Origin of the sequence: Microbacterium sufflavum (genome assembly GCF_023101165.1) — a bacterium.
Taxonomy (GTDB): Bacteria; Actinomycetota; Actinomycetes; order Actinomycetales; family Microbacteriaceae; genus Microbacterium; species Microbacterium sufflavum.
Genome location: NZ_CP078076.1, coordinates 876,622 through 902,733, shown reverse-complemented (window position 1 = coordinate 902,733; position 26,112 = coordinate 876,622). Strand labels below are relative to the sequence as shown.

The 26,112-nt window shown below is 71.1% G+C and carries 27 protein-coding genes and 1 pseudogene; 18 read left to right on the top strand and 10 right to left on the bottom strand.

From position 1 onward, the window contains the following. Positions 1-40: 40 nt before the first annotated feature. From KV394_RS04555 to KV394_RS04545, 3 genes are all read left to right on the top strand, one after another. Positions 41-1,306, top strand: coding sequence for a sensor histidine kinase (locus KV394_RS04555; protein ID WP_247982413.1), 1,266 nt, complete (start codon positions 41-43; stop codon positions 1,304-1,306). Beyond that, positions 1,303-1,926: a response regulator gene (locus tag KV394_RS04550; protein WP_136028572.1), complete on the top strand. Its 624-nt coding sequence runs from the start codon at positions 1,303-1,305 to the stop codon at positions 1,924-1,926. The genes KV394_RS04555 and KV394_RS04550 overlap by 4 nt, the downstream gene beginning before the upstream one ends. A 78-nt stretch (positions 1,927-2,004) precedes the next feature. Beyond that, positions 2,005-2,454 carry a DUF2871 domain-containing protein gene (locus KV394_RS04545; RefSeq protein WP_247982412.1) on the top strand — a complete coding sequence of 150 codons (450 nt, stop codon included), beginning with the start codon at positions 2,005-2,007 and terminating at the stop codon, positions 2,452-2,454. A 91-nt stretch (positions 2,455-2,545) separates the two neighbouring features. On the opposite strand, the gene cycA is transcribed toward KV394_RS04545, so the two are convergent. Next, entirely contained in the window at positions 2,546-3,991 is a 1,446-nt protein-coding gene (gene cycA / locus KV394_RS04540) for a D-serine/D-alanine/glycine transporter (RefSeq protein ID WP_247982839.1), read from the bottom strand. Positions 3,992-4,213: 222 nt separating this feature from the next. Here cycA and KV394_RS04535 point away from each other — a divergent pair, with 222 nt between their 5' ends. From KV394_RS04535 to KV394_RS04525, 3 genes are all read left to right on the top strand, one after another. Then, a complete protein-coding gene (locus KV394_RS04535) occupies positions 4,214-5,686 on the top strand; it encodes an MATE family efflux transporter (protein WP_136028574.1) in 1,473 nt (490 codons plus the stop codon). A gap of 229 nt (positions 5,687-5,915) precedes the next feature. Next, the gene (locus tag KV394_RS04530; protein ID WP_247982411.1) at positions 5,916-6,350 is read left to right on the top strand and encodes a hypothetical protein; all 435 of its coding nucleotides are present in this window, start codon (positions 5,916-5,918) and stop codon (positions 6,348-6,350) included. A gap of 220 nt (positions 6,351-6,570) precedes the next feature. Further along, entirely contained in the window at positions 6,571-6,996 is a 426-nt protein-coding gene (locus KV394_RS04525; protein WP_136029013.1) for a hypothetical protein, read from the top strand. A 4-nt stretch (positions 6,997-7,000) separates the two neighbouring features. Here KV394_RS04525 and KV394_RS04520 read toward each other — a convergent pair whose 3' ends face one another. Continuing rightward, positions 7,001-8,704 (bottom strand): AMP-binding protein, encoded by a 1,704-nt coding sequence (locus tag KV394_RS04520; RefSeq protein WP_247982410.1) that lies wholly within the window; start codon positions 8,702-8,704, stop codon positions 7,001-7,003. Positions 8,705-9,127: 423 nt separating this feature from the next. Further along, complete coding sequence (locus KV394_RS04515) at positions 9,128-9,595, bottom strand: Lrp/AsnC family transcriptional regulator (RefSeq protein WP_136029008.1); 468 nt, start codon at positions 9,593-9,595, stop codon at positions 9,128-9,130. A gap of 112 nt (positions 9,596-9,707) precedes the next feature. Between KV394_RS04515 and KV394_RS04510 the strand changes: the two genes are divergently transcribed. The 3 genes from KV394_RS04510 (at position 9,708) to KV394_RS04500 (ending at position 12,559) form a co-directional block, all read left to right on the top strand. Then, entirely contained in the window at positions 9,708-10,949 is a 1,242-nt protein-coding gene (locus KV394_RS04510; RefSeq protein WP_247982409.1) for a trans-sulfuration enzyme family protein, read from the top strand. Between the two features lie 184 nt (positions 10,950-11,133). After that, on the top strand, positions 11,134-11,832 hold the full coding sequence (locus KV394_RS04505) for a hypothetical protein (protein WP_247982408.1): 699 nt from the start codon (positions 11,134-11,136) through the stop codon (positions 11,830-11,832). Beyond that, positions 11,819-12,559: a hypothetical protein gene (locus KV394_RS04500; RefSeq protein ID WP_247982407.1), complete on the top strand. Its 741-nt coding sequence runs from the start codon at positions 11,819-11,821 to the stop codon at positions 12,557-12,559. The genes KV394_RS04505 and KV394_RS04500 overlap by 14 nt, the downstream gene beginning before the upstream one ends. A 52-nt stretch (positions 12,560-12,611) precedes the next feature. Here KV394_RS04500 and KV394_RS04495 read toward each other — a convergent pair whose 3' ends face one another. After that, positions 12,612-13,085: an acyl-CoA thioesterase gene (locus KV394_RS04495; protein WP_136029001.1), complete on the bottom strand. Its 474-nt coding sequence runs from the start codon at positions 13,083-13,085 to the stop codon at positions 12,612-12,614. A gap of 137 nt (positions 13,086-13,222) precedes the next feature. Here KV394_RS04495 and KV394_RS04490 point away from each other — a divergent pair, with 137 nt between their 5' ends. Together KV394_RS04490 and KV394_RS04485 are read left to right on the top strand one after the other, a co-directional pair. Further along, the gene (locus tag KV394_RS04490; RefSeq protein ID WP_136029000.1) at positions 13,223-13,837 is read left to right on the top strand and encodes a ClpP family protease; all 615 of its coding nucleotides are present in this window, start codon (positions 13,223-13,225) and stop codon (positions 13,835-13,837) included. Next, complete coding sequence (locus KV394_RS04485) at positions 13,834-14,430, top strand: ClpP family protease (RefSeq protein WP_136028998.1); 597 nt, start codon at positions 13,834-13,836, stop codon at positions 14,428-14,430. Before KV394_RS04490 ends, KV394_RS04485 begins: the two co-directional genes overlap by 4 nt. A 151-nt stretch (positions 14,431-14,581) precedes the next feature. Here KV394_RS04485 and KV394_RS04480 read toward each other — a convergent pair whose 3' ends face one another. From KV394_RS04480 to KV394_RS04470, 3 genes are read right to left on the bottom strand one after another with little or no spacing between them, the layout of a single operon-like run. Then, positions 14,582-14,941 (bottom strand): helix-turn-helix domain-containing protein, encoded by a 360-nt coding sequence (locus tag KV394_RS04480; protein WP_247982406.1) that lies wholly within the window; start codon positions 14,939-14,941, stop codon positions 14,582-14,584. A gap of 60 nt (positions 14,942-15,001) precedes the next feature. After that, positions 15,002-15,472 (bottom strand): MarR family winged helix-turn-helix transcriptional regulator, encoded by a 471-nt coding sequence (locus KV394_RS04475; RefSeq protein ID WP_136045102.1) that lies wholly within the window; start codon positions 15,470-15,472, stop codon positions 15,002-15,004. A gap of 17 nt (positions 15,473-15,489) precedes the next feature. Next, on the bottom strand, positions 15,490-16,149 hold the full coding sequence (locus tag KV394_RS04470; RefSeq protein ID WP_136032021.1) for a GTP cyclohydrolase II: 660 nt from the start codon (positions 16,147-16,149) through the stop codon (positions 15,490-15,492). 126 nt (positions 16,150-16,275) lie between these two features. Between KV394_RS04470 and murJ the strand changes: the two are divergent. Next, a pseudogene (gene murJ / locus KV394_RS04465) lies at positions 16,276-17,942 on the top strand (murein biosynthesis integral membrane protein MurJ). Between the two features lie 9 nt (positions 17,943-17,951). Continuing rightward, positions 17,952-18,791, top strand: a complete 840-nt coding sequence (locus KV394_RS04460; RefSeq protein ID WP_247982405.1) for a sulfurtransferase — start codon at positions 17,952-17,954, stop codon at positions 18,789-18,791. On the opposite strand, the gene KV394_RS04455 is transcribed toward KV394_RS04460, so the two are convergent. Next, positions 18,779-19,711 carry a hypothetical protein gene (locus tag KV394_RS04455; protein WP_247982404.1) on the bottom strand — a complete coding sequence of 311 codons (933 nt, stop codon included), beginning with the start codon at positions 19,709-19,711 and terminating at the stop codon, positions 18,779-18,781. The two genes, KV394_RS04460 and KV394_RS04455, sit on opposite strands and share 13 nt — an antisense overlap. Positions 19,712-19,999: 288 nt before the next feature. Between KV394_RS04455 and KV394_RS04450 the strand changes: the two genes are divergently transcribed. From KV394_RS04450 to KV394_RS04440, 3 genes are all read left to right on the top strand, one after another. Then, a complete protein-coding gene (locus tag KV394_RS04450) occupies positions 20,000-20,644 on the top strand; it encodes an acyl-CoA synthetase (RefSeq protein WP_136036388.1) in 645 nt (214 codons plus the stop codon). Continuing rightward, positions 20,641-21,003 carry a hypothetical protein gene (locus tag KV394_RS04445; RefSeq protein WP_247982403.1) on the top strand — a complete coding sequence of 121 codons (363 nt, stop codon included), beginning with the start codon at positions 20,641-20,643 and terminating at the stop codon, positions 21,001-21,003. The genes KV394_RS04450 and KV394_RS04445 overlap by 4 nt, the downstream gene beginning before the upstream one ends. A 127-nt stretch (positions 21,004-21,130) precedes the next feature. Further along, positions 21,131-22,483: an MFS transporter gene (locus KV394_RS04440; protein WP_378803840.1), complete on the top strand. Its 1,353-nt coding sequence runs from the start codon at positions 21,131-21,133 to the stop codon at positions 22,481-22,483. 12 nt (positions 22,484-22,495) lie between these two features. On the opposite strand, the gene purB is transcribed toward KV394_RS04440, so the two are convergent. Together purB and KV394_RS04430 are read right to left on the bottom strand one after the other, a co-directional pair. Next, complete coding sequence (purB, locus tag KV394_RS04435) at positions 22,496-23,878, bottom strand: adenylosuccinate lyase (RefSeq protein WP_247982838.1); 1,383 nt, start codon at positions 23,876-23,878, stop codon at positions 22,496-22,498. A gap of 23 nt (positions 23,879-23,901) precedes the next feature. After that, complete coding sequence (locus KV394_RS04430) at positions 23,902-24,423, bottom strand: low molecular weight protein-tyrosine-phosphatase (protein WP_205812681.1); 522 nt, start codon at positions 24,421-24,423, stop codon at positions 23,902-23,904. Positions 24,424-24,563: 140 nt separating this feature from the next. On the opposite strand from KV394_RS04430, the gene KV394_RS04425 reads away from it, so the two are divergent. After that, positions 24,564-24,833 carry a hypothetical protein gene (locus KV394_RS04425; RefSeq protein WP_247982401.1) on the top strand — a complete coding sequence of 90 codons (270 nt, stop codon included), beginning with the start codon at positions 24,564-24,566 and terminating at the stop codon, positions 24,831-24,833. After that, the gene (locus KV394_RS04420) at positions 24,821-26,104 is read left to right on the top strand and encodes a hypothetical protein (RefSeq protein ID WP_247982400.1); all 1,284 of its coding nucleotides are present in this window, start codon (positions 24,821-24,823) and stop codon (positions 26,102-26,104) included. The genes KV394_RS04425 and KV394_RS04420 overlap by 13 nt, the downstream gene beginning before the upstream one ends. Positions 26,105-26,112 lie beyond the last annotated feature (8 nt).

Below are 26,112 nucleotides of genomic sequence, written 5' to 3'. Positions count from 1 at the left end.
GATGGACGCACGGGCGGGCCGTCGGGGGAAGAATGTGAGCATGTCGTCGCCAGAGCCCGCACCGCGCCCCGGCACCGGTCGGTGGTCGTGGGCGACACTGGTGGACTCGATCCGCGTGGGTCAGGCGGTCATCACCGCGGTGCTGCTCGCGGTCGGCGTGGTCAGGGCGGCGATCGACGGCGTGCCGCTGCCGTGGGTGCTCGCCCTCGGACTGGTGTTTCTCGGGTGGTACGGCGGCGGGCTGCTGCTCGGCGAGCGCACGGCCGACCGGCGCCTCGCGACCTGGTGGCTGCTCGGCCTCACCCTCATCTGGCTCGGGGCCGTGGTCGTGTCGCCGGAGTTCGTGTGGCTGGCGTTCGCGCTGTGGCTGCTCGCCGGGTTCATCCTGCCGCTGCGGTGGGCGGTGCCCCTCAGCGTGCTCGTGCTCGCGGTGGTGATCCTCGCCCCGGTCGTGCACACCGGAGAGACGACGTACGCCAACGTGATCGGTCCTCTCGTGGGCGGGGTCTTCGCGCTCGGCATCTCCCGCGGCTACCTCGTGCTGGTGCGCGACGGCCGGGAGCGACGGCGGCTGATCGCCTCGCTCGTGGCCACGCAGGAGGAGATGGCCGCGGTGCAGGACGAGCTCGCCCGCATGCAGCGCGAGTCGGGGGCGAGCGCCGAACGCACCAGGGTGTCGCGCGACCTGCACGACACCGTCGCGCAGAGCCTGTCGTCGGTGGGGATGCTGTCACGCGCGGCGCTCGCGGGCGACGACCAGGAACAGCGCACCAGGGCGCTCGAGCAGATCGGTGCGCTCGCAGGCGAGGGGCTGGCCGACGCGCGGCGCATCGTGAACGACCTGATGCCCGCGGAGCTGGAGTCCACCGCGCTCGCCGACGCCCTCGCGCGGATGCTCGACCGCCTGTCGGACGAGACCGGCATCGACACGACCCTGCACGCCGACGACGAGCTGCCGCCGCTGGGCATCGACGCCGAGATCGCGCTGCTGCGGACGGCGCAGTCGGCCCTCGCGAACGTCCGCACGCACGCCGGCGCCTCCCGCGTCGTGGTGACCCTGGCGGATGCGGGCGACGCCGTGCGGCTCGACATCGTCGACGACGGGGCGGGTTTCGACGCGTCCCGGTGGGATGCGCGCGGCACGACGGGGGCGGGCGGCGGCTACGGGTTGCGCTCGATGCGGGCGCGGCTGCGGGAGCTCGGCGGAGGCCTCGACGTGGAGAGCGCCCCGGGCGACGGGACGGCCCTCTCGGCGCACGTGCCGCTGCGGACCGCGGGCCCCCGGGAGACGGGAGCGCTGCGGTGACCGCGGTGCGGGTGCTGCTCGTCGACGACCACCCCATCGTGCGCGCGGGGGTGCGGTCGCTGTTCGACCACCGCGACGACGTGGAGGTCGTGGGCGAGGCGGCGTCGGGGGAGGAGGCGGTCGCCCTCGCGCGGCACCTGCACCCCGACGTGGTGCTGTGCGACCTGCGGCTGGGCGCGGGCATGGACGGCGTGCAGACCACGGCGGCATTGCGTGCGCAGGACCCCGCCCCCGCCGTGCTCATCCTGACCACGTTCGACCGCGACGCCGAGATCCTCGGGGCGGTCGAGGCGGGCGCCGCGGGCTACCTGCTGAAGGACATCGCCCCGGACGACATCGTGCGTGCGGTGCGTGCGGCCGCGTCGGGCGGGCTCGTCCTCACGCCGGAGCTCAGCGAGCGCGTCGGCCAGGTGCTGCGGGCACCCCGGGTGCGTCTGACCGACCGGGAGCTCGACGTGCTGCGGCTGCTCGCCACGGGCGCCTCGAACCGCGAGATCGCGAAGACCCTGTTCGTGACGGAGGCCACGGTCAAGACCCACCTCGTGCACGTGTTCGAGAAGCTCGGCGCGGACAGTCGCGCCAGGGCCGTGGCGATCGCGCGCGAGACGGGCGTGATCTGAGCCGCGCATCTCCACCGTTCGATGGATCCGCGGATTCCCGGCCCGACGGAGGCTGGGGGTGACCCGAAAGGAACACCCATGCGCCGACTCTTCTACGCCGCGTTCGCCTCCATGCTCGCCGGGGTCGCCTCCGGCCTCTTCTACCGCGAGTTCACCAAGCTCAACGACTTCCCCGAGGGCGCCCCGACGCAGCTCGGGCTCGTGCACACCCACCTGCTGGTGCTGGGCTTCGTGGTCTACCTGATCGTGCTGCTGCTGGAGCGGGCGTTCACGCTCTCCGCGAGCCGCCTGTTCGGCTGGTTCTTCTGGCTCTACACCGCCGGACTCGTGCTCACCTCGGCCATGCTGCTGTGGCACGGCTCCCTGACGGTGCTCGGCCTGGAGTCGTCCAAGATGATCGCGGGCATCGCCGGACTGGGCCACATGCTGCTCACGGCCGGGATGGTGCTGCTGTTCCTCGCTCTGCGCAAGCGCCTGCCCGCCGCGCGACCCGTCGCGGCACCCGTGTCCGCCACCGCGAGCTTCTGACCTCGCCGCAACTCCTCAGAACCGCGGCGTCACACGCGAATCGGCGGGCTCCCCTCCCGGGGGCCCGCCGATTCTGCGCAGTCGCGTTCGTCTAGTGTGCGTCGATGGTCTCGTCGCGCAGGTAGGCGATGTGCGCCTCGTGCCGGGCGATGTGATGGGGCGACTTGCGCACGAACACCCACGCGACGATGAGGATCGCGAACCAGATCGGCGTGACCAGGAGGGCCGTCAGCGTGTCGGGCTGGGTGGTGAGCGCCCACAGGATGAAGACGAAGAAGGCGAGCACCACGAACACCATGAACACGCCGCCGGGCATCTTGAACGCCGAGGCCGCGGCCTTCTCCGGACGGGTGCGCCGGTACTTCAGGTAGCTGCAGAGGAAGATCGTCCACACGAACATGAAGCACACCGCCGACACCGTGGTCACCATGTCGAACGCGGTGCCGATGTCCTTGCCCGCATAGAGCAGCACCACGCCCGACAGCAGCAGGATGCAGGAGAGGAACAGGGCGTTCTGCGGCACGCGACGCTTCGACAGGCGGGCGAACATTCGCGGCGCATCGCCGTCCTGCGCGAGGCCGAACACCATGCGCGAGGTCGAGTAGATGCCCGAGTTCGCGCTCGACATGGCCGAGGTGAGCACCACGAGGTTGACGACGGTCGCGGCGATGCCGAGGCCGGCGAGGGCGAACATCGCGATGAACGGGCTCTCCCCGGCCACGTACTCGGTCCACGGGGTGACCGCCATCAGCACGATCAGCGCGCCGACGTAGAACAGCAGCACGCGGATCGGGATCGCGTTGATCGCCTTCGGGAGGTTGCGCTTCGGGTCTTTGGTCTCGGCGGCGGCGGTGCCCACGAGTTCGATCCCGACGAACGCGAACACCGCGATCTGGAAGCCCGCGACGAAGCCCATGAACCCCTGCGGGAACATGCCGCCGTGCTCCCACAGGTTCGAGAAGCTCGCGGTGCCGGCGTCGTGCTGGAAGCCGGTGAACACCATCACCAGACCCGTCGCGATGAGCGCCACGATCGCCACGATCTTGATGAGCGCGAACCAGAACTCCATCTCGCCGAACGCGGCGACGGTCGGCAGGTTCAGCGCGAGCAGGATCACCACGACCAGCAGGCCGGGGATCCACAGCGGGACACCGGGGATGAGCGCATCCGTGTACCCGGCGATCGCGATCACGTCGGCGACGCCCGTCACCACCCAGCAGAACCAGTAGGTCCAGCCCGTGAAGAACCCGGCCCACGGGCCGAGCAGGTCGCTCGCGAAGTCGCTGAACGACTTGTACTTCAGGTTCGACAACAGCAGCTCGCCCATCGCCCGCATGACGAAGAACAGCATGAACCCGATGATCATGTAGACGAAGATCACCGAGGGCCCGGCGACCGAGATCGTCTTGCCGCTTCCCATGAACAGGCCGGTGCCGATGGCGCCGCCGATGGCCAGCAGTTGGATGTGCCGGTTGCTCAGTGCCCGCCGCAGGTGCTGCTCGCTCCCCGCATCGGCGGTGGCCCCCGTGCTGTTGATCGCCCCCGTGTCTTCCTTCGTCACGCTGTCTCCTCCGGTCTTCGTCGACACGCCGCGACACTCGCGTGCCGGCGACTGATGCAGAGTAACCACCGCGGTGCGCCCGCCCGAAATCGGCAGAGAAGCTCCGGCATTCCGCCCTCCGGTGTTCCCTCGTCCCGAAACGATTCGATAAACTGGTCGCTTCCCGATCCGCCCTTCGTCTTCTGCGAGCCGCTCTTCATGGCCACCACCCTCACCACGGGCCGTCCGTGGCGTGTCATCCTCGCCTTCTCGATCCCCCTCCTGCTCGGCAACGTCGTGCAGCAGCTGTACCAGTTCGCCGACGCGATCGTGGTCGGGCGTCACCTCGGCGTCCAGTCGCTCGCGGCGGTCGGCGCGACCGGCAGCCTCCTGTTCCTGCTGCTCGGGTTCGCGTGGGGCCTGACGAGCGGTTTCGCGATCCCGGTCGCCCAGGCCTTCGGCGCCCGAGACGATGCCGCCGTGCGCCGCTCGGTCGCGACCGGGGTGCTGCTGAGCGGCATCACCAGCGTCATCCTCACCGTGGTCGCGCCGCTCATCGCCGGGCCGATCCTGGCGCTGCTGCAGACCCCGTCCGAGCTCATGCCCGAGGCGACGGTGTTCACGCAGATCAGCTTCCTCGGCGCGGGCGCGACCATGTTCTTCAACTACCTCTCCGCGATCATCCGCGCGATCGGCGACTCCAAGACCCCGCTGGTGTTCCTCACGGTGTCGTGCGCGCTCAACGTGGGGCTCGTCGTCCTGATGGTGGGGCCGCTGGAGTGGGGCGTCGCGGGGGCCGCCCTGGCGACCGTGGTCGCGCAGGCCGTGTCGGTGATCCTGTGCCTGGAGTTCGTGCGGCGCCGCCTGCCGATGCTGCACCTGCGCCGCGCCGACTGGCGCATCACCGGCTCCGACATCGCGGAGCATCTGCGTCTCGGCCTGCCGATGGGCTTCCAGGCGTCGATCATCGCGATCGGGACGCTCACGGTGCAGGTGGCACTGAACACCCTCGGCGCCGACGCGGTGGCGGCGTACACCACGGCCTCGCGCGTGGACAGCCTCGCGGTCGCCCTGCTCTCGTCGCTCGGGCTCGCCGTGTCGATGTATGCGGCGCAGAACCACGGCGGACGGCGGCCCGACCGCATCCGCCGCGGCGTGGTCGAGGCGACGTGGATGGCGGTGGCCGCCGCGATCGTGCTCGGCGGACTGCTCATCGCGTTCGGCGCTCCCATGGTGCGGCTGTTCGTCGGAGAGGGCTCCGACGGCGTGGTCGACATGGCGCACCGGATGCTCATCATCAACGGCTGCGGCTACTGGGCACTGGGCATGCTGTTCGTGCTCCGCGGTGCGCTCCAGGGGCTCGGGCACACGCTCGTGCCGACCGTGACGGGCGTGATCGAGCTGGTGATGCGCGTCGGGGCGGCCGTGGTGCTCGGGGCCATGATCGGCTTCGACGGCGTCGCGCTCAGCAACCCGCTCGCCTGGGTCGGCGCGATCCTGCTGCTGGTGCCCGCGTACGTCCGTGCCCACCGCGGTCTCGCGAAGCTCCCGGTCGCTCCGGCCGAGGCGACCGAGACCTCGGCGATCGCGATCGTCGGGCCCACCGACGGCTCGATGGTCGTCGACGCCGTGGTCACGCAACCGGTGCGGGTCGTGCGCCCTCGGCGCCTGCGCTGGCCCGTTCGCCGCTGACCGCCACCAGCACATCCATATCGCAGTATGGGGCGCGGCAAAGCCTGGGCGCGGCTGTCATCGATCCGTAACGTGTCTCGCGCATAGCGTCGTTGGCGGGGAGTGAAGCGAGGCCCTCGCTTCACGACGACTCGTCATCGAAACGAGAGTGAAGATCATCATGAAGGTGAGAAGGTACGGAGCGTCATCCGGTCTCGCGATCTGCGGGGCAGCCGTTGCCCTGGCAGGAGTGCTTCTGACACCGGGGTTCGCGGGTGCGGATGCCTGGGACGAGCCGGGGTTCCCGCAGGATCAGGGGTTCTCCGTGGAGCAGGGCCAGCCGTTCAGCACCGGGGGCTGGGGCGATACCCCGCCGCAGCAGCAGTCGGTGCCACAGCAGCAGTCGGTGCCGCTGGGGATGCAGCCGTGGCAGCAGGCGGAGAACCGGTGGATCCTGGACGGGTTCCGGGCTCCGGCGCAGCAGTCGGCGCCCCAGCAGCAGTCGGTGCCGCTGGGGATGCAGCCGTGGCAGCAGGCGGAGAACCGGTGGATCCTGGACGCGTTCCAGGCTCCGGCGCAGCAGTCGGCGCCGCAGCAGCAGTCGGTACCGCTGGGGATGCAGCCGCGGCAGCAGGCGGAGAACCGGTGGATCCTGGACGCGTTCCAGGCTCCGGCGCAGCAGTAGGCCAGGCCGGTGCCCGGCGTCCCTGGCGGAGCCGGTGAGACGCCATGCCTCCGGAGCGCCCCGCGGTCCTCGCCAGGGCCGCGGGGCGTTCGTGTGCGTCGCCGATCCAGCCGATATATCCCTCTGGAGGATGATGCGGATCGGACTTGAGACGGATGGCCCGGAGGGGACACACTTCTAGTGTCGAGAATGCGGGAATTCCGCAGACCGGGGGGTCAACATGACGACATTGAGGGTGGCCAGTGAGCTGGCAGCGGTCCTGATTCCGATCGGATACGTGGGCGCGGCGATCGCCGTGATCTGCGCGATCGTCGCCGGGATCGCGATCGCGCGGGGTGCCGGTGGTCTCACCGGCGGGGCCGTCGGGGTCTGGATCGTCGGGGCGCTGCTGAGCGTCACCGCGTCTTTCGGCAGCCAGTGGCTGCCGCTGATCATCTCGGGCTCCGCACTCGTGCTGATGCTCACGATCGGCGGCGTCGTGCGCGGCATGGTGGGTGCCGCGGGGCTGACGCGCCGCAGCGAGGCGCCGGCCGAGGCGCTTCCGGTGGCCGCGGCTCCCGCGAAGACCGGGACGCCGAAGGTCGCCGCGGTCGTCAAGGCGGCGACGTCGTCGACGCCCACGTCGCCCGTCGCCGTCGTCTCCTGAGCGCTCAGCGGTAGTCGCGGTCGCGGTGCTGCCGTGAGTCGTCGCCCGACGCGACGCGCTCGGCCTCGCGCGCCCGCAGCTCCACGCGACGGATCTTGCCCGAGATGGTCTTCGGCAGCTCCGGCACGAACTCGATGATCCGCACCCACAGGTGCGACGACAGGCGCTCGTGCGCGTACGCGAACACGGATCGTGCCGCGGCCGTCTCGTCCGCCGCATCCGCGGTCAGGCACACGTACGCCTTCGGCACCGCGAGCCGCGTCGGGTCGGGGCTGGGGATCACGGCCGCCTCGACTACGAGCTCGTGCTCCAGGAGCACCGACTCGAGCTCGAACGGCGAGATCTTGTAGTCCGAGGCCTTGAACACGTCGTCGGAGCGCCCGATGTAGGTGAGGTAGCCGTCGTCGTCGCGCACCGCGATGTCGCCCGTGTGGTGGTAGCCGCCGGCGCGTGACTCCGCCGTCTTCTCCGGGTCGTCGTAGTACCCCGCCATGAGTCCGAGCGGCGCGCGCGACAGGTCGAGCGCGATCTCGCCCTCCCGCTCGACCACCGCGCCCGTGGCGGGGTCGAGCAGCACCACCGGGTATCCCGGCAACGGGCGGCCCATCGAGCCGATCTTCACCGGCTGCCCGGGGGAGTTGCCGATGCACGCCGTCATCTCGGTCTGACCGAAACCGTCGCGGATGGTGCCGCCCCACGCCTCCCGCACCCGGTCGATGACCTCGGGGTTCAGCGGCTCGCCGGCGCCCACCAGCTCGCGCGGAGGGTGCGTCAGGCGGCCCAGGTCGGCCTGGATGAGCATGCGCCACACGGTCGGCGGGGCGCAGAAGGTCGACACGTGGTGGGTGTCCATGACCTGCATGAGCGTGTTCGCGTCGAACCGGGCGTAGTCGTAGACGAACACGGTGGCCTCGGCCAGGAACGGCGAGTAGAAGCTCGACCACGCGTGCTTCGCCCACCCGGGCGAGGAGATGTTGAGGTGCACGTCGTCGGGGCGGACCCCGAGCCACCACATGGTCGACAGGTGCCCGACCGGATACGAGACGTGGGTGTGCTGCACGAGCTTCGGCCGGTTCGTGGTGCCCGAGGTGAAGTACAGCAGTGCGGTGTCGGACGCGGGGGTCGGGCCGTCCGGCTCGAACGCGGCGGGCGCGGCGGCGGAGTCGGCGTAGCGGGCCCAGGCGGGCGGGGCCTCGCCGACGCCGATGCGGAGGATGTCGGGGCCGAGACCGTCGACCCGTTCGGCGAGAGTCCCGAGGGTGACGACGGCGCTGGCGCGGCCGTGCTCCACGCGATAGGCGAGGTCGGTGGCCGACAGCAGCGTGGACGTCGGGATCGACACCGCCCCGATCTTGGTGATCGCCAGCATCACCTCCCACAGCTCGATCGTGTTGTTGAGCATCACGATCACGTGGTCACCGCGGCGGATGCCGAGCCCCGCGAGCCAGGACGCGACCTGGTCGGAGCGGGCGGAGAGCTCGCCATACGTCCACGACCGCAGGCGAAGGTCGGCGTCGACGATCTGCACGGCGGGGCGCTGCGGATTCTCGGCGGCCACCACGTCGAACCACTCCAGGGCGAAGTTGAACTCGTCGACCTGCGGCCACGCGAATCCCGCCCGCGCGGCGGCATAGTCCGTGGCGTGCTCGAACAGGAAGTCGCGCATCTCGCGGACGGCGTTCGTGGCGGCGGTGGCACTGCGGCTCATGGTGCTCCTTTGCTGGCGTGCATTCCATCTTTCCGCGTCGGCCCGCCGGACGGCACGCCCCGCGCCGCTTCTCATGTCCTCCCATCGACCGGAGAGAAGGTATACCAGTGTCCTCATTTGACGACGCTAGTCTGGTGGGAGCTCCAGTCAGGCGAGCCAGAGGAGGGCGATGGTGGAGGCGACGAAGAGGACTCCGCGCCCGCGCATGAGTACCAATGCGCCCCCTGCCGTGTTCGTCGTCGGGATGCTGATGCTCCCCGTGGCATTCCTCGCGGCGGCCCTGTTCCTGCCGTCGCCCGTCGGTGTCCCGGTTGGGATCGGGGCAGCGATCGTTGTCGGCATCACGACCAACCGGCTCACTGCGACACAAGTGCGGAGAGAGGCAGAACGGGTAAGAGCGGTCGGTGACGGGAAGGGGATGAGCTAGCGGGGGAGCAGGCCGGTGCCGTCGCGGAGCTCGAACACGAGCTGGGTCTCGGTGCCGCGCACGACCGGGTGGATCGTGATGTGTTCCAGCACGATGTCGCGCAGCGCCGTCGCATCCTCCACCGCGACGTGCACCAGGAAGTCGTCGACGCCCGCGACGTGGAACACCTGCAGCACGCGGGGCACCGCGACGAGGGCGTCGAAGAGCGCCGTCACCTTCGGCCCCGTGTGATTGGCGAGGCGCACCTTGATGATCGCCTGCAGCGGGTATCCGAGCGCCGCGCCGTCGACCCGCACGCGGGTGTCGCGGATGATGCCGCGCTCGCGCAGTGCCCGCACGCGGTGCGCGCACGTGGACTCGGCCAACCCCAGCCGATGCGCGAGAGCCTTGTTCGTGATCTCGGCATCGCGGGTCAGCGCCGCGAGGAGCTCCAGATCGGTCTCGTCGAGTTGCGCTTTCGCCAAGGTGCCGCCCTCCCGCCCGCCGGATGTTGCACAGAATATCGGATCAGGCCTCCGTTCCCGCGGATGCTGTCGAATTCCGGCGGTTCTCTCACGTTTCCGGCAACGTGGAGGCATGACCGCACCGCTGCATCCCGACACGATCGCCGTCCACAGCGGCCGCTCCGACCTGGAGGGGCTCGGCGTCCACGCGCTGCCGATCGACCTGTCCACCACCAACCCGCTGCCCGATGTCGAGCGCGGGGGCGACTCGTACGAGGCCATGGCCACCGGGGGCCCTCCGCCCGCCGACGGCAGCATGGTCTACGCCCGACTCTGGAACCCCACGGTCGCGCGCTTCGAGGAGGCCCTCGCCGAGCTCGAGCACGCGGAGGCCGCGGTCGCGTTCGCGTCGGGCATGGCCGCCATGACCGCGGTGATCCTCGCCCGCACCGGTGCGACGGGCACCCGCCACGTGGTCGCGGTCCGTCCGCTGTACGGCGGCACCGACCACCTGCTGGGCTCGGGGCTGCTCGGCGTCGACACCACGTACTGCCGCCCCGAGGAGGTCGCCGCGTCGATCCGCCCCGACACCGGGCTCGTGGTCGTCGAGACGCCCGCCAACCCCACGCTCGACATCGCCGACATCGCCGACGTGGTGCGCCAGGCCGGCGACGTCCCGGTCGTGGTCGACAACACGTTCGCCACCCCGGTGCTGCAGAACCCGATCGACCTGGGCGCGGCGATGTCGCTGCACAGCGCCACCAAGTACCTCGGCGGCCACGGCGACGTCATCGCCGGGGTCGTCGCCTGTGACGAGGAGACCGCAGAAGCGCTGCGCCGAGTGCGTGCCGTGACCGGGGGGCTGCTGCACCCGCTCGGCGCATATCTCCTCCACCGCGGGCTCACGACCCTGCCCGTGCGCGTGCGGCAGCAGCAGGACACTGCTCGCCGCCTCGTGCAGTGGCTGATCGACCGACCAGAGGTCGCCGAGGTCTTCTACCCGGGGCTCGACGGGGATCCCCGCGGGATCCTCGGCCGGCAGATGCGCGGCACGGGCGCCATGATCGCGATGCGGATGCGGGGCGGGTACGCGGCGGCGTCGGCGGTGGCGTCGGCGACCTCGCTGTTCACGCACGCCGTGTCGCTCGGGGGCGTGGACTCGCTGATCCAGCACCCTGCCGCTCTCACGCACCGTCCGGTGCCCCCGGAGGCACGACCCGCCGCCGACGTGCTGCGGCTGTCGATCGGCCTCGAGAACGCGGACGACCTGATCGCCGACCTGGACCGCGCGTTCGCGGTGCTCGCCGAGCGCTCGACGGGCGACGGCGCCGACCCGGTCGCGGTGGCCGGCCGCGGCGCCTCCCTGCCGGGCTAGCGGCGACGGCGCGGGGCGGCGTTCGCGGGGTGGGGGCGCGGACGCCGCTTTGTGCATCCGCCACAAGAAACTGAGTCCCGCGTACGCTGGGACTTGGTATCGTCCGGCAATTCCGGTGCGGCGGGGGACCGGGGCCCTACAGTCGCCCGTGGCAACGACGCCACACACCACCCGGGAGTCCTCAATGACGAGTGCAACACCCCACGCGCACGGCCTCGGCATGCGCATCGCCGTGATCGTGCTCAGCCTGCTGCTGGCCGCCATGATCCTGCTGTTCTTCGCCACCACGAGCAAGATCGCCGCCGGCGCCGCGGAGCTCGCCGACGGCACCACCGCCGCGGAAGACGGGTCGGCGAAGCTTGCGGCCGGTGCCGCCGAACTGTCCGACGGCGCGCAGACCCTCGCCGACGGGACGCAGGACCTCGCCGCGGGTGCCGCGAGCGCCGAGGACGGCTCGCAGAAGCTGAGCGACGGTGCCACCACCGCGGCGGCGGGAGCCACGGCCCTCGCTGCTGGTGCGGGCGACCTCGCCGCGGGCGCCGCGAACGCCGAGGCCGGTGCGAGCCGCCTGAGCGGTGGCGCGCAGACCGCGCTCGCCGGATCGCAGGACCTCGCGGCCGGTGCCGCCGCAGCCGATGCGGGCGCGCAGCAGCTCGTCGCGGGCGCCACCCGGCTGTCGGCGGGCGTGACGGGCGCGCACCAGTACACGACCGGCGTGCTGGCGGGTGCCACCACGCTGAGCGACACCCTCCGCCGGAGTGACGACCTCGGTGCAGACGCTTGCCCATCCCGACACGAAGACCGCGCTGCAGAACGCCGCGACGGCCGCCCCCGGTCGGTCGCAGCAACTCGCGGACAGCCTCGCCGGGATGCTCGCCGCTGACCCGACCAACGTGCAGCTGCAGCAGCTCGCGCAGCTCGCGGCCGGAGTCGATCAGGCCGTCGACGCCCTCGCGGCCCCGGCCGCCGCCGCACCCTCGCTCGCGCAGGGACTCATCGGCGCGGCCGACGGTGCCGCGCGCGTGACGGCCGGGGTCAACGCCATCGCCAACGGCGACCCCGCACTCGGCTGGCCCGGAACGGTCGCCCTGGTCGCCCCGGAGGGTGCCCCCGCGCTCGTCGCCGGCACGCAGGCGCTCCAGGCCGGAACCGCCCAGCTCAGCGCCGGAGCCACGAAGCTCACGCAGGGCCTCGGCACGCTCTCGACCGGTGCCTCCACGCTGCACGCCGGCACCGTGCGACTCGACGACGGCGCGGGCCGGCTCGACGAGGGCGCCAGCACCCTGGCCACCGGCATCGGCACGCTGCAGTCCGGCGCGAGTGCCCTCCACACGGGCATGGGCGAGCTGAGCGCCGGAGCCGACGCGGTCGCGGACGGATCGGGTGACCTGGCCGCGGGCGGCGGGACGCTCGAAGCGGGCGCGGCCGACCTCGCCTCCGGCAACGGGCGCATCGCCGACGGCTCCGGCACGCTCGCCACCGCCACCGCGGGCGCCGCGCCGTCGATGCTCCCGTGGATCCTCGGGGTCGCGCTCGCCGGGCTCATCGCGATCGGGTTCTGGGTGGGGCACCGGATCAGCCACCGCCGCGCGCTCGCCCTGGCCGCCTGACCCCTGACCCCTTCTCTTCTGAGCGGACGCCGTTCCCCCCGGCGGCGTCCGCTCAGAGCTTCGGCAGCCGGACCGTCCCGGTGGCGATGCGCTCCGTGGGCATGCGATCGCGGTTGTAGGTGATCTCGCGATAGCCGTGCGGGGTCGGCATCCCGTCCTCGTCCAGGCTCACGAACACGATCTCGTCGATCGTGAGGATGCGCTTGCGGGTGATCATGTTGCGGGCGACCGCGCGCATCGTCAGCGACGTGGTGCCGAACCGCGTCGCCTGCAGGCCGATCTCGATCAGGTCGCCCTGCACCGCCGACGCTTCGAACGTGATCGCGGAGATGTGCTTCGTCACGGCGCGGTAGTTGCCCAGCTGCACGATCGCGTAGATCGCCGCCTCTTCATCGATCCACTTCAGCAGGCTGCCGCCGAACAGCGTGCCGTTCGCGTTGAGGTCTTCGGGGCGCACCCACTTGCGGGTGCGGAAGTTGATCCCGTCTTCCGACCACTGCCATTCCGGTGCCTTCTGTCTCGCCATGTGCTCGAGGCTAGGAACGTCGTGAGTCGGGGGTGTTACGCGCGGCTTTCGGGCAGCGCACACGTCCTCTGCCCACGGCGGATCCGCCCACGGCGGAGACCGACCCACCGGCTCCCGGAGCGGCGGAGGCTGGGGTCATGAGCGACGAGAAACCCATACCCCAGTTCAGCCAGGAAGCCCGGCGCGCGCTCTTCCACGAGCGCGTGCTCGTGCTCGACGGCGCCCTCGACGACGACAACGGCACGCTGCTGATGACGCAGCTGCTCAGCCTCTCGGCAGAGGACCCCGTCGCCGACATCGCCCTGTGGATCCACTCTCCCGGCGGGTCCGTGCCGTCGATGCTCGCGATCCGCGACCTCATGCGGCTCGTGCCCAACGACGTCTCGACCCTCGCGCTCGGCCTCGCGTGCAGCGCCGGACAGTTCCTGCTGTCGGCGGGCACACCGGGCAAGCGTCGGGCGCTGCCGCACGCGCGCATCCTCATGCATCAGGGCTCAGCGGGAATCGGCGGATCCGCGGTCGAGATCGAAGCGCAGGCGGACGACCTCCGTCACATGCGCGACACCGTGCTCGGACTCATCGCCCACGACACCGGTCAGCCCGTGGAGCGGATCTTCGAGGACTCCCTGCACGACCGCTGGTACACCGCCACGCAGGCGCAGGAGTACGGCTTCATCGACCGGATCGTGGAGTCGACGGCCGACATCATGCCGCGACGCCGCGCGCGCGTGGGACTGGGGGCGGACGCATGAGCAGCTACACGATCCCCAACGTGATCGCCCAGCACCCCCGCGGCGAGCGGGTCATGGACGTGTACTCGCACCTGCTGGCCGAACGCGTCATCTACCTCGGCACCGGCATCGACGCGGGCGTGGCGAACGCGCTCATCGCACAGCTGCTGCACCTCGATGCCGACAGCCCCGACTCCGCGGTGCAGTTCTACATCAACAGCGAGGGCGGCGATCCCGGGGCGGCGCTCGCGATCTACGACACGATGCAGCACATCCGTCCCCGCATCGCCACGACCTGCGTCGGCCAGGCCATCGGTCCGGCGGCGCTGCTCGTCGCGGCAGGGGCGCCGGGGGAGCGGGCCGCTCTCGCGCACGCGCGCATCGTGCTGCATCAGCCCGCCGGGCAGTCGCGGGGTGCGATCCCCGACCTCATCCTCGCGGCCGACGAGGTGGTGCGGGTGCGGTCCGACATGGAGGCGATCCTGGCCAGGCACAGCGGTCGCACCCTCGAGGAGCTCCGCGTCGACACCGACCGCGACCGGGTGTTCACGGCCGTGGCGGCGAAGGAGTACGGCCTGATCGACACCGTGCTCGGGCCGCGCGACGCGGGGTGACGCCCGGACCCGGGGCCGACGCCGCGGTGCCGCGTCGGCCCCGGGGCTCCACCGGGCGGCGCGTGCGGGCGGGGCGTGCGGCGGCGCGACGGCGACACCGGGCTCCACCGGGGAGGGCACGCGGCGACGAAGCCGGGCGCCGCGTGCGCGGTCAGGCCGCGAGGGCGAACGCGCCGCGTGAGGCCGAGACCGCAGCCGATGCCGATGCCGGGGCCGCAGTCGCGCGCAGGTCGTCGGCCACGGCGCTGGTCAGCTCGACCAGGCTCGTGTCGAGGGCTCCGGCGATCGCGGCGATCATCTCGCTCGACGGCTCCTTGAGCCCGCGCTCGACCTCGGAGAGGTATTGCGGCGACACCCCGGCCTTCTCGGCGGTGGCAGTGAGGGTCTCCTCGCGGTCGTGCCGCCGACGGCGGAGCTGGTCGCCCAGCTGCTGCCGCCACAGCGGCTCGGGGTCGCTCGGCTGGGGACGGGCGGGACGGGGAGCGCGGGGGAACGGGACGATGTCGGCCATGCCTCACGATAATCCGGGCGCTCGGCGGGGTTCGAGGCGTTCTGCTCAGAGCAGAACGCCTCAGAGCGCCGCGGTCACACCCGGGAGCAGCTTCGTGAGGATCGACTGGAGCTGTTCGCGTTCCGCGGGGGTGAGCGGGTCGAGCACCAGCTCGCGCACCTGCTCCACGTGCACGGGGGCGGCGGTGCGCAGCATCTCCCTGCCCGCGGGGGTGAGCGCGGCCGACAGCGTGCGCTTGTCAGTACTGCACGACGTGCGCTCGACCCACCCCCGCTCCTCCAGCGAGTCGAGCGCGTGACTCAGCCGCGAACGGCTCAGACCGGCGATGCGTGCGAGTTCCGTCATGGTCACCGCGCCGTCGTCGCGCCCCGCGAGCGTGACCATGATCGCGTAGCGTGCGTGATTCAGGCCCACCTCGTCCTTGAGAGTGCGGTCGAGCACCTGGGGCAGCAGCTGCACGAAGCGAATGACGGGCAGCCACGTCGCCATCTCCGTGTCGTCGAGCCGCCGCTCCGAGCGCTGGGCCGTCATGGTGTCCTCCCCGCCGGTCACGCCGCCGACAGGTCGATCGTGTGCGCGGTGTGGTCGCGCTTGGCCTGCAGGTAGCGCGAGTTCGACTCCGACAGGTGCACGCCGGTGGGCACGCGCTCGGTCACGCGGATGCCCAGCGCCTCGAGCTGCACGGCCTTGTCGGGGTTGTTGCTCAGCAGACGGATGCCGTCGACCCCGACGGCGCGGAGCATCTGCGCGGCGACCGTGTAGTCGCGCTCGTCCTCGCCGTGACCCAGGGCGACGTTCGCCTCGTACGTGTCGAGACCGGCGTCCTGCAGCGCGTAGGCGTCGAGCTTGGCGTAGAGGCCGATGCCGCGACCCTCCTGGCGCAGATACAGCAGGAACCCGCCCTGCTCGGCGATCCGCTCGACCGCTTCGCGCAGCTGGGGGCCGCAGTCGCAGCGCTCGGAGCCGAACACGTCGCCGGTGAGGCACTCGCTGTGCGGGCGGACGAGCGGGGCATCGCCGCCCTCGGCCGCGCGGTCGAGCGCCGCGCGCCAGTCGCCGAGGCCGAGCAGCAGGTGCTCGCGTCCGTCGACCAGTCCGTCGAAGGTCACGACGTCGGCCGTGGTGGTGTACCCGTCGCCGAAGCGCAGCGGCACCCGCACGCGGGTCCGTTCGGTGGCAGCCGGCGCGACGGTTGAACTTTCAATCATGCGGGGTGCAACGCCCGCCGCCCGCTTCTATTCCCGACGGGGTCCGCGAATAAACCCGGGCATCTCGCTACTCGAAGGAGAAGCGACGTGACATCATCGGCCCCCGACGGCGGAACCGAGGAGCGGATGGTCGGGGTGGAACGCGGAAGCATCATGCTCGGAGCGGGCACTCTTGCTTCCCGGGTAACCGGTCTCCTGCGGACGGTCGTTCTCGTTGGTGTGGTCGGCTCGAACAGATCGGCGGTCGCCGACGCGTTCTCCGTGGCGAACCAACTTCCTAACAGCATCTTCGGGCTGATCTCCGTCGGTATCCTCACGGCCGTGATCGTGCCCCAGATCGTCCGAGCATCGCGGCGCCAAGACGGCAAGGAGTTTGTATCGAAGCTGGTCACGATGGGCGGAGCTATTCTCCTGCTGATGACGGGCGCGGCCGTCGTTGTGGCACCCTGGCTGGTCTCCTTGCAGTTGCGCCCTGAGAACACCGCTCAGATCGCCCTCGCCACCGCGTTCGCGTATTGGTGTCTCCCGCAGATCTTCTTCTACGGCTTGTATGCGCTGCTCGGTGAGGTGCTGAATGCCAAGGGCATTTTTGGCCCGTTCGCCTGGGCGCCGGTGGCGAACAACATCTTGTCGATCATCGGATTCCTGCTCATCGGTATGGCATTCGGCGAGAACCTTGCGCGAGTGGCGGAATGGAGCCCGGGCATGATCGCGTCACTAGGCGGCGTAGCGACCGGCGGCATTGCCCTGCAAGCGCTGGTCCTCCTTCTCTTCTGGAGGAGAACCGGTATCCGGCTGGAGATCGACTTCCGGTGGCGGGGCGCCCAGCTGGGCGATCTTGGCCGCGTGGCGAGCTGGACTCTTCTTATGGCATTGGTCAGCCTCGGCGCGGGCTTCTATCAGAGCTGGGTCGCAAACGAGGCATCCGGCCAGGGCGCCGCATCGGCCGTGATGAGCAATGCCTGGCTCGTCTTCATGCTGCCGTATTCGATCATCGTGCTGTCGATCGGAACCCCCTATTACCGCGATTGTCCGAGCACGCGTCGCTCGGCGCATATCCCGAAATGAGGCGGGACATTTCGCGGAGCATCAGAACACTGGGGTTCTTCTTGTTCGCAGCACTGGCGGCCTTAGTCGCGGCTGCCGTGCCCGCTTCGCGCGTCTTTACGAATTCGCCACACGATGCAGCGGAGGCCTCTCTCGTCCTTTGCTGCTACTTGTTGAGTCTGGTACCGCTCGCCGTTCTATTCATCGTGCAGCGGACCTTTTATGCGCTCGGAGATACACGTACGCCGTTCTGGTTCACGCTCTTCCAGACCGCAGTCGTGATCGCGACCGCCAGCCTCGCGTGGCTGCTCCATGAGCTGCATATCCTCCCGGTCACATCACTTGCAGCAGCCGTCGCTCTGGGGCAGTCGGTCGCGTCGATCGGCCAGAGCGCAATCGCCGTGGTGTTGCTCCGGCGGAGACTCGGCGGTCTTCACGTCCAAGATTGGGTTCGCCCACTGGCGCGGTGTCTCTTGGCAGCAGTGCCAGCGACACTCGCGGGGTGGGCGTTGTATCTCGCACTCGGCGGTCAGGCTGGTTGGTTCGTCAGTGACAAGCTCCCGGGTGTTCTCGGGACGATCGCGATCGGTCTGCTCAGTGGGGCGGTCTACGTCTCGGCATTGGCGATGTTCCGCGCACCTGAGCTTGCCGCTGCGCTGGCGCTGATTCGTGCGCGCTTCCCGCGACGCTTCTCGGCCGTGTCGCCGGATGACGCGACGAACCGAAGACGCACGGGGAGTCGGTAGCCTCGCAGCATGAGCGACCTCGTCTCCGCGACCGAACTGCACGACCTCCTCGCCGGTGAGGCGCCCGTCCGCGTGATCGACGTGCGTTGGCGTCTCGATCGACCGGAGGCCGGGCACGCCGACTACCTCACCGGTCACATCCCCGGCGCGGTGTTCGCGGCTCTGGACACGGAGCTGTCCACGCACGGCGAGCCGGACGCGGGGCGCCACCCACTGCCGTCGACCGCCACGCTCCAGGCGGCCGCGCGCCGGTGGGGCGTGCGCGAGGGCGACACGGTCGTGGCGTACGACGACACGAAGGGGCTCGCGGCGGCTCGCGCGTGGTGGCTGCTCCGGCAGGCCGGTGTTCCTGTGCGCGTGCTCGACGGCGGGCTCCGCGCCTGGACGGCCGCCGGGTACGGCACCGCGACCGACGACGTGATCCCGGAGCCGGGCGATGTGGTGCTCGACGAGATCGGCGACGACGCCCTCACGATCGACGAGGCCGCTGCGTTCCCGGAGTCGGGCGTGCTCCTCGACGTGCGCGCGCCCGAGCGCTACCGTGGCGAGACCGAGCCGCTCGACCCGGTGGCCGGACACATCCCCGGTGCCATCAACCTCCCGACCGGTTTGCATCTCGATGCGGACGGCCGAGTGCTCGACCGCGACACCGTGCTCGCCACGCTCGAAGGGGTCGGCGTCACCCGCGGCACCCCTGTTGCGGCGTACTGCGGCTCCGGGGTCACCGCGGCGCACACGGCGCTCGTGCTGCACGAGGTCGGCATCGACGCCCGGGTGTTCCCCGGCTCGTGGAGCCAGTGGTCGAACACCCCCGGTCGTCCGGTTGCGACGGGCGATCAGCCCGGCTGAACCTCCGCGTCCGCGGGCCCGTACCCCCAGCGCAGCTGGAGGGCGCCCGGGCCGAACGCGCGCCGTACCTGGTGCACGGAGGTGCCGCGGGTGAGCGGGACGGGCGAGACCGAGCGGCCGTCCGGGGTCTCCACGACCTCTTCGCACCAGTCGGGCACCGCGTCGGGGTGGAATCGCGTCCACACCAGCAGCTCCCGGCACTGGCGGCCCACCGCGTGCCCGGTGTCGCGCGACGGCGGCGACCCCGGCGGGTACTCCACCGACCACTCGACCATCGCCGTGTCGGGCGCCTCCAGCGGCAAGTCCAGCTCGAACAGCGCGCCGTGCACCTCGCCGCCCGGGTGCGAGTAGTGGCGGGTGAAACGCCCGCCCGACACCGCCCGAAGGATGGGGGCGGGGGAGGGCAGCCCCGGCATGATCTCCAGGAACGGGATCGCGTGGATGGTGCCGGTCGTGGACTGCACGATGCTCCTGGTGGAGCAGAAGGACACGTTGCCTCGCTCGTCGACGTCGGTGACCGAGTGCGTGGTCAGCTCGCGTGACGTGTCGGGGTACGGGCTGCCCATCGCCGTGTAGGCGTCGATCACGGCCTGCTCGATCTCGCGGTGGTCGATGGGGAAGCCGCTCACCCCGAGCGGTCCGGTGCGGTTGGGGCGGAGCAGACGGCTGAGTGCGGCGTCCTCCAGGCCGAGCAGGTCCTCGATGTCGGCCAGCGCCGCGAGCGACTGCGCGCCCTCCGGCCGGCGAGACCCGGAGCGCCAGTAGCTCAGCGTGGCCATCGACACCCGGTTGCCGCGTGCCTTGAGCTGGCGTTGCAGCCAGGAGAGCGTCACGGGTCTCGCGTTGATCGCGTCGCGCAGTGCCCTGGCGAAGGCGCTGCGCCCGGGTGGGCGCGGCACGCCACCGTTCGTGTACTCCATCACAACCCCCCGTCCGGTATGTGAAGAACACTTCCCTAGAGTGAGCATAAGACCGCGCGAGCACGCTTCAGGGGACCGAGCGAGCACGTGGGTCACTGGGCTCTGACGTGTGGGGGAGGTGCCCGACCCCGCGACCGTCCGGCCCGACGCAGTGACGCCCCCCGTGCTGCGTATGTCGTGAAGCCCGGCAATCGATCTGGGGAGATCCGCCGGGCTTCACGCGCATCCGCCCGGCGCTGGCGTCTCCCGCCCCCGCGTAGACTGGGGGGAAACCCCGGAGGACTCTGCATGTCTGCCCCTGCTCGCGCGTTCACCATGCGCCACGTGCAACTGCTGCGCGCACTGTTCGCGGCCGTCGCCGCCCTCATGATCACCTTCTCGTCGGATCACTCCGCCCCGGTGGGGCTGTCGGTGTTCAGCGGGTTCGTGCTGGTGACGGCGCTCGTGCACGTGCTGGCCGCCTGGCTGGTGCTGCCCGCGGGTTCGCGCTGGTCCTCCATCCTGCTCGCCGTGGTGAGCGCCCTCGCCGGCATGGCGAGCGGCGTCCCCGCCTGGCGCACGGACGACGTGTTCTTCGTGGTGGTGATCTCGTGGGCGGTGCTCAGCGGCGGGATCGAGCTGCTCGCGGGCATCCGGGCGCGTCGCGTCGGCGGGATGCTCGCCCGCGACGCGATCACGGTCGGCGCGCTGACGCTCCTGCTGGCGGTGGTGATGCTGCTGATCCCGGCCGGGTTCGTGCAGGAGTACACGATCGACGCGGCGGGCACGTTCGTGCTTTCCGGCATCATCCTGGGCGTGGGCATGTTCGGCGGTTACGCGGCGATCGTCGCCGTCTTCCTCGGCATTGCGGGACTGACCCCGAAGCGCGCCGACGCGCCTGAGGTCCCCCACGACGACCAGAGCGAGCCGGTCCAGCACGGAGGAGAGCGATGAGCGACGAGAAGCCCACCCGGCGGGACATCCTGCGTCCGCTCCACCTGCTCGGCATCGCGCTGGGCTGCGGCGTGTTCGCGATGGTGGTCACGCTGGTGTCGACCGGTGCCTTCACCCTGCGCGTGAACACGGCCATCGCGAACGGTACGTACGAAGGGCTCACGCCGCTGGCCCTGAGCCTGGTCGTGGGCGGCTCCGCGTTCATCGTGACCCTGCTGATCCTCGCGATGCTGATCCTCGCGGTCGACCCGGCCGATGTGACCAAGACCATCGACCGGCCGGTGCTGTACGACGCGGAGCCGGCCGAGAAGCCCGACAGCGACGACCAGGCCCCCGGGCGCTCCGGCACCGCGAAGTGACGACCCTCAGCCGCCCGTCCGTCGGAATACTCCGGCGGGCGGGCGGCTTGTGCCTGACGTGAGCACCCCCATCGATCGCGCCTCCGTCGGACTCCGCTCGGAACGCGGACCGGTGCTCGCGGCGCTGATGCTCTCGACGGGTCTCATCGCGATCGACGCCACGATCCTGGCCACCGCCGTGCCCAGCATCGTGCGCGACCTCGGCAGTTACCAGCAGTTCCCGTGGCTCTTCTCGGTGTACCTGCTCGCCCAGGCCGTGAGCGTGCCCATCTACTCGCGCTTCGCGGACACGGTCGGACGCAAGCCCATCATCCTGCTCGGCATCGCCCTGTTCCTGCTCGGCTCGATCCTCTGCGGTCTCGCGTGGAGCATGCCGGCGCTCATCGCGTTCCGGGTGGTCCAGGGGCTCGGCGCCGGAGCCGTCGCCCCCATGTCGATGACGATCGTCGGCGACATCTACACGGTCGCCGAGCGCGCGAAGGTGCAGGGCTACATCGCCAGCGTGTGGGCGGTGTCGTCGGTGGTCGGACCGGCCCTCGGCGGCGTGTTCGCACAGCTCGACGCGTGGCGCTGGATCTTCCTGATCAACATCCCCCTGTGCCTGCTAGCCGCGTGGGTGCTGCTGCGGCGGTACACGGAGCAGAAGCAGACGCAACGGCACCGCATCGACTACCTCGGGGCCGTGCTGCTGACGGTCGGCCTGACCGGGGTGATCCTCGGGCTGCTCGAGGGCGGCAACGCCTGGGAGTGGCTGTCGGCGCCGAGCGCGCTGTGCTTCGGGGCGGGGATCGCGGCCCTGGTGCTGTTCGCGCTGGTGGAGCGGCGGGCACCGGAGCCGATCGTCGACCTGCGGCTCGTCTCGCGCCGGCTCATCCTCACCACGACCCTCGTGTCGCTCGGCGTGGGGGCGCTCATGATCGGCGTGACCAGCTTCGCGCCCACCTACCTGGAGGGCTCGCTCGGCATCGTGCCGCTGCTGTCGGGCCTCGCCGTGGCCGCGCTCACGCTCGGGTGGCCCATCGCCGCGGCCAACGTGGGGCGGTTGTACCTGCGCATCGGCTTCCGCCGCACCACGCTGATCGGCATGAGCATCGCCTCGGTCGCGGCGATCGTCCTGGCCTCGGTCGCGTCGTGGCCGAACCCGTACGTGCTCGCCGTGATCGCGTTCGTGCTGGGCTTCGGCCTGGGGTGGAGCGCGGCGCCGACCCTGATCGCCGCGCAGTCGTCGGTGGAGTGGGGTGAGCGCGGCGCCGTGACCGGCATGAACGCGTTCGCCCGCTCGGCAGGCAGCGCGGTCGGGGTGGCCGTGTTCGGGGCGATCTCGAACGCGATCATCTCCCAGGGGGCAGGGCCGGACGACCCCGGCACGATCGTGCACGCGTCGGTCGGGGTGTTCATCGCGGTCGCCGTGACCGCGCTGCTCACCCTGCTCGCGGCGTCGTTCATGCCGCGCGACCGCGTGGAGTCGTACTCCGGCTGACCGCGCGCGGGCTCAGCGGGCGAGGCGCTCGGCGATACCCGTGTAGGTCGCGGGGGTCAGGGCGAGCAGGCGCTGCTTGGCGGCGTCGCCGATCTCCAGACCCTCGACGAATGCCGCGAGCTCGGCCGCGCCGACGCGGTGCCCGCGCGTGAGCTCCTTGAGCAGCGCGTACGGGTCGGTGATGGTGGAGCGCCCGGCGACCACCTCGGCCCGGATGACCGTCTGGATCGCCTCGGCCAGCACCTCCCAGTTGCCGTCGAGGTCGGCGAGCAGCACGTCGCGCGAGAGCGAGATCGCGTTGAGTCCCCGGCGCAGGTTGTCGAGCGCGAGCAGCGAGTGCCCGAACGCGACACCGATGTTGCGCTGCGTGGTGGAGTCGGTGAGGTCGCGCTGCAGGCGGCTCGTGACGAGGGTCTGCCCGAGCGACGCGAACAGGGCGCCGGAGATCTCCAGGTTCGCCTCGGCGTTCTCGAAGCGGATCGGGTTGACCTTGTGCGGCATGGTCGACGAGCCCGTGGCACCGGCGACCGGGATCTGCGCGAAGTAGCCGAGCGAGATGTACGTCCAGATGTCGGTGGCGAGGTTGTGCAGGATGCCACCGGCGTGCCGCACGCGGTCGTAGAGCTCGACCTGCCAGTCGTGCGACTCGATCTGCGTCGTCAGGATGTTGAAGCCGAGCCCCAGGCCCTCGATGTACTCGCGGGCGATGGTGGGCCAGTCGGCGTCGGGGTCGGCGGACAGGTGCGCCGACCAGGTGCCGGTCGCGCCGGAGAACTTCGCGAGGTAGTCGGTGCCGGCGATCTGCGCACGGACGCGCTCCAGCCGCCACGCGAACACCGCGAGTTCCTTGCCCATGGTCGAGGGCGTGGCGGGCTGGCCGTGCGTGCGGGACAGCATCGCGGCGTCGGCGTGCTCGACCGCCAGCTCGCGCAGCTTCGCGATCACGGTGTCGAGGGCCGGGAGCCAGACCTCCTCGACCGCGCGCTTGACGGTGAGGGCGTAGGAGGCGGAGTTGATGTCCTCGCTCGTGCAGGCGAAGTGCGTGAGCTCGGCGATCGCGTCGAGTCCGAGCGTCGAGAGACGGTCGCGCACCAGGTACTCCACGGCCTTCACGTCGTGCTGCGTGACGGCCTCCTTCTCGGCGAGCCAGTCGATCTCGGCCTGGCCGAAGTCGCGGTACAGCGCGCGCAGGCGCTCCTTGTCGGCGTCCGACAGCGGGCTCGTCTCGAAGAGCGAGCGGTCGGTGAGCGCGATCAGCCATTCCACCTCGACCTCGACGCGCGCGCGGTTGAGCCCGGCTTCGGAGAGGAAGTCGGCGAGTCCGGTGACGGCACCGCGGTAGCGACCGTCGAGGGGGCTCAGGGGCTGCGGCGGGAGCGAGGGCTGGAAAGTCAGGGGAGTCCTCCTGATCGGGCCCCTCAGAGTCGGGGCGTGCGGGGCGGGCGCAGAGCGGGTTCGAGCTGGCGGAACAGCCCCCGCGTGGCGGTCTCAATCATACCGAGCACCGAATCGAACATCTCGGCGCCCGCGTAGTAGGGGTCCGGCACGTCGGGGCTCGGCGCGTTCGGGTCGAACGAGAGCAGGAGCGTGACCTTGCCCTCCTCGTCTTCGTCGCGCGCCCACTCCCGCAGGATGCGCTCGTGCGTGCGGTCGAGCGCGACCACGAGGTCGTTCTCCGCGAACGACGCGAACGTGAACTGCTTGGCGCGGTGCTGCGAGCCGTCGTAGCCGCGGCGCGCGAGCGAGTCGATCGTGCGGTGGTCGGCGCGCTCGCCCAGGTGCCAGTCGCCCGTGCCCGCGCTGCGCGAGACGATCCGCGCACCGAGGCCCTGGCGTTCCGCGAGGTCGCGGAACACGACCTCGGCCATGGGGGAGCGGCAGATGTTGCCCGTGCAGACGAAGATCACGCGGAAGGGATCCTGGGCTGTCACGGTGACCATTCTGCCGGTCGGGGCGCCTCCTGCACAGCGGCGGCCTCCCGGGACCCGCCCTTCCTGCACGTCTGTGCATCCGCGCGATCTCTTCACGGGCGCTGCGAACCGGGTCGGGAGCCATGTCGGCACCGGCGCAGGGTGGAGCCATGACCGCGTTCACCGCCACCACCTTCGACACTCCACCGCACGTCTGGGCCCGCATCCGCGCCTCGAGCCATCTGGGCGATGCGCTGCACGCGCTGAACGACGCCGTCGGCACGCTGCGCGCGGTGGTCGACGACACGGCGTGGGACTCCGCCGCGCTCCGGGCGCTGCACGAGGGGATCGAGCGGCAGCACCACGCCGCGTCTGCCGAGGTCGAACGGCTCCGCGGTGTGCGCGACCACTGCCTGGGAGGCGACCGGTGGGCGGGCTGAGCATCGACCACGGCGGAGTGATCGCGGTCGACACCGAGGAGCTGCGGGCCGTGGCTGCGCGGATCGCCGCGGCCGCGGGGGCGTGCGGACGAGCGGCGACGGCGGTCGAGCAGGCCCGAGTCGCGGTGTCGTCCGATCCCGAGGCCTTCGAGGGGGTGCCGCTCCCCGCGCTGCGCGCCGCGGCCCAGGCGCTGCACGAGGTCGCCGCGGAGCTCGCACACGCGGCGGACGGAGCGCGACGCACGGCCGACGTGTTCGAGATCGTGGAGCTGCGGGCGAAGGTCGAGGCGCTCGCTCACACGGATGCGGGCGCGGCCACGGCGGCGCAGGCTCGGCTCGACCGTCTCCTCGCCGCCGACCCGGCTCTCGGCCTCGTCGCGACCGCGCTCGTGCTGCAGTGGACGACCCGTCCGCTCTTCGGCCCCGGGGTGCTCCTCGGCGGGCTCGGGCCGTCGGTGGCTCCGGCGGCCGCGGTGACCCAGCTGCTCGGCTCGACCACCGGTTTCGCGAAGGTGCAGCCGGGGGAGCGCCTCCGGGGTCACGCCGATCCGGTGCGCGTGACGGCGGTCGCCCGGTCCGCGCCGCGGGCTCCTGCCGACCTCACCGCGGCGCTGCGCCGCCTTCCGGAGAGCGGCGGCGCCCAGGTGGCCGTCGAGCGCTACACGATGAAGGACGGTGCGACCCGCTACGTGGCGTATCTCTCCGGCACGCGGTCGGTGTCGCTCGCCCCGACCGGGACGGAGCCGTGGGACATGCGCTCGAACGTGCAGCTGTACGCCGGTACGCGGTCGGCGTCGTACCAGGCGACCCTCGATGCGCTCGCCGCGTCCGGGGCGCAGCCCGGGGATCGTGTGGACGTCGTGGCGTACTCGCAGTCGGGCATGATCGCCGCGCACGTCGCGATGGAGAGCGACTTCGACGTGGAGCTGCAGATCACGGCGGGCAGTCCGTCGGAGCCGACGCTGGACGACGATCAGACGCTCGTGCAGCTGCGCCATGCCGACGATGTGGTCTCCCGGCTCGCGACGGGCGGCTCCGCCGAGGGCACGGGTTCGGCGGACAGCTTCACGGCCAGCAGGCTCGTCGAACCGCTGCCCGGCCCGGACGACCTGGGACTGGGGTCGCACGGGATCGAGGAGTACGAGGAGACCGCCCGCCTGGTGGACGCGTCGTCTGACCCGCGCGCCGAGGCCCTCGGCCGGTACTGGACCGAACTGGGCGAGGCCACCGAGGTGGAGCGTACGGAGTACCGTGCCGAACGCGTCGGATGAACTGCTGC

Bases quoted from the DNA above. Each gene is read 5' to 3' on its own strand.
- KV394_RS04555 (WP_247982413.1), top strand. From the start codon at position 41: ATGTCGTCGCCAGAGCCCGCACCGCGCCCCGGCACCGGTCGGTGGTCG.
- KV394_RS04545 (WP_247982412.1), top strand. From the start codon at position 2,005: ATGCGCCGACTCTTCTACGCCGCGTTCGCCTCCATGCTCGCCGGGGTC.
- KV394_RS04535 (WP_136028574.1), top strand. From the start codon at position 4,214: ATGGCCACCACCCTCACCACGGGCCGTCCGTGGCGTGTCATCCTCGCC.
- KV394_RS04525 (WP_136029013.1), top strand. From the start codon at position 6,571: ATGACGACATTGAGGGTGGCCAGTGAGCTGGCAGCGGTCCTGATTCCG.
- KV394_RS04520 (WP_247982410.1), bottom strand. From the start codon at position 8,704: ATGAGCCGCAGTGCCACCGCCGCCACGAACGCCGTCCGCGAGATGCGC.
- KV394_RS04510 (WP_247982409.1), top strand. From the start codon at position 9,708: ATGACCGCACCGCTGCATCCCGACACGATCGCCGTCCACAGCGGCCGC.
- KV394_RS04505 (WP_247982408.1), top strand. From the start codon at position 11,134: ATGACGAGTGCAACACCCCACGCGCACGGCCTCGGCATGCGCATCGCC.
- KV394_RS04500 (WP_247982407.1), top strand. From the start codon at position 11,819: ATGCTCGCCGCTGACCCGACCAACGTGCAGCTGCAGCAGCTCGCGCAG.
- KV394_RS04495 (WP_136029001.1), bottom strand. From the start codon at position 13,085: ATGGCGAGACAGAAGGCACCGGAATGGCAGTGGTCGGAAGACGGGATC.
- KV394_RS04490 (WP_136029000.1), top strand. From the start codon at position 13,223: ATGAGCGACGAGAAACCCATACCCCAGTTCAGCCAGGAAGCCCGGCGC.
- KV394_RS04485 (WP_136028998.1), top strand. From the start codon at position 13,834: ATGAGCAGCTACACGATCCCCAACGTGATCGCCCAGCACCCCCGCGGC.
- KV394_RS04480 (WP_247982406.1), bottom strand. From the start codon at position 14,941: ATGGCCGACATCGTCCCGTTCCCCCGCGCTCCCCGTCCCGCCCGTCCC.
- KV394_RS04475 (WP_136045102.1), bottom strand. From the start codon at position 15,472: ATGACGGCCCAGCGCTCGGAGCGGCGGCTCGACGACACGGAGATGGCG.
- KV394_RS04470 (WP_136032021.1), bottom strand. From the start codon at position 16,149: ATGATTGAAAGTTCAACCGTCGCGCCGGCTGCCACCGAACGGACCCGC.
- KV394_RS04460 (WP_247982405.1), top strand. From the start codon at position 17,952: ATGAGCGACCTCGTCTCCGCGACCGAACTGCACGACCTCCTCGCCGGT.
- KV394_RS04455 (WP_247982404.1), bottom strand. From the start codon at position 19,711: ATGGAGTACACGAACGGTGGCGTGCCGCGCCCACCCGGGCGCAGCGCC.
- KV394_RS04450 (WP_136036388.1), top strand. From the start codon at position 20,000: ATGTCTGCCCCTGCTCGCGCGTTCACCATGCGCCACGTGCAACTGCTG.
- KV394_RS04445 (WP_247982403.1), top strand. From the start codon at position 20,641: ATGAGCGACGAGAAGCCCACCCGGCGGGACATCCTGCGTCCGCTCCAC.
- KV394_RS04440 (WP_378803840.1), top strand. From the start codon at position 21,131: ATGCTCTCGACGGGTCTCATCGCGATCGACGCCACGATCCTGGCCACC.
- KV394_RS04430 (WP_205812681.1), bottom strand. From the start codon at position 24,423: ATGGTCACCGTGACAGCCCAGGATCCCTTCCGCGTGATCTTCGTCTGC.
- KV394_RS04425 (WP_247982401.1), top strand. From the start codon at position 24,564: ATGACCGCGTTCACCGCCACCACCTTCGACACTCCACCGCACGTCTGG.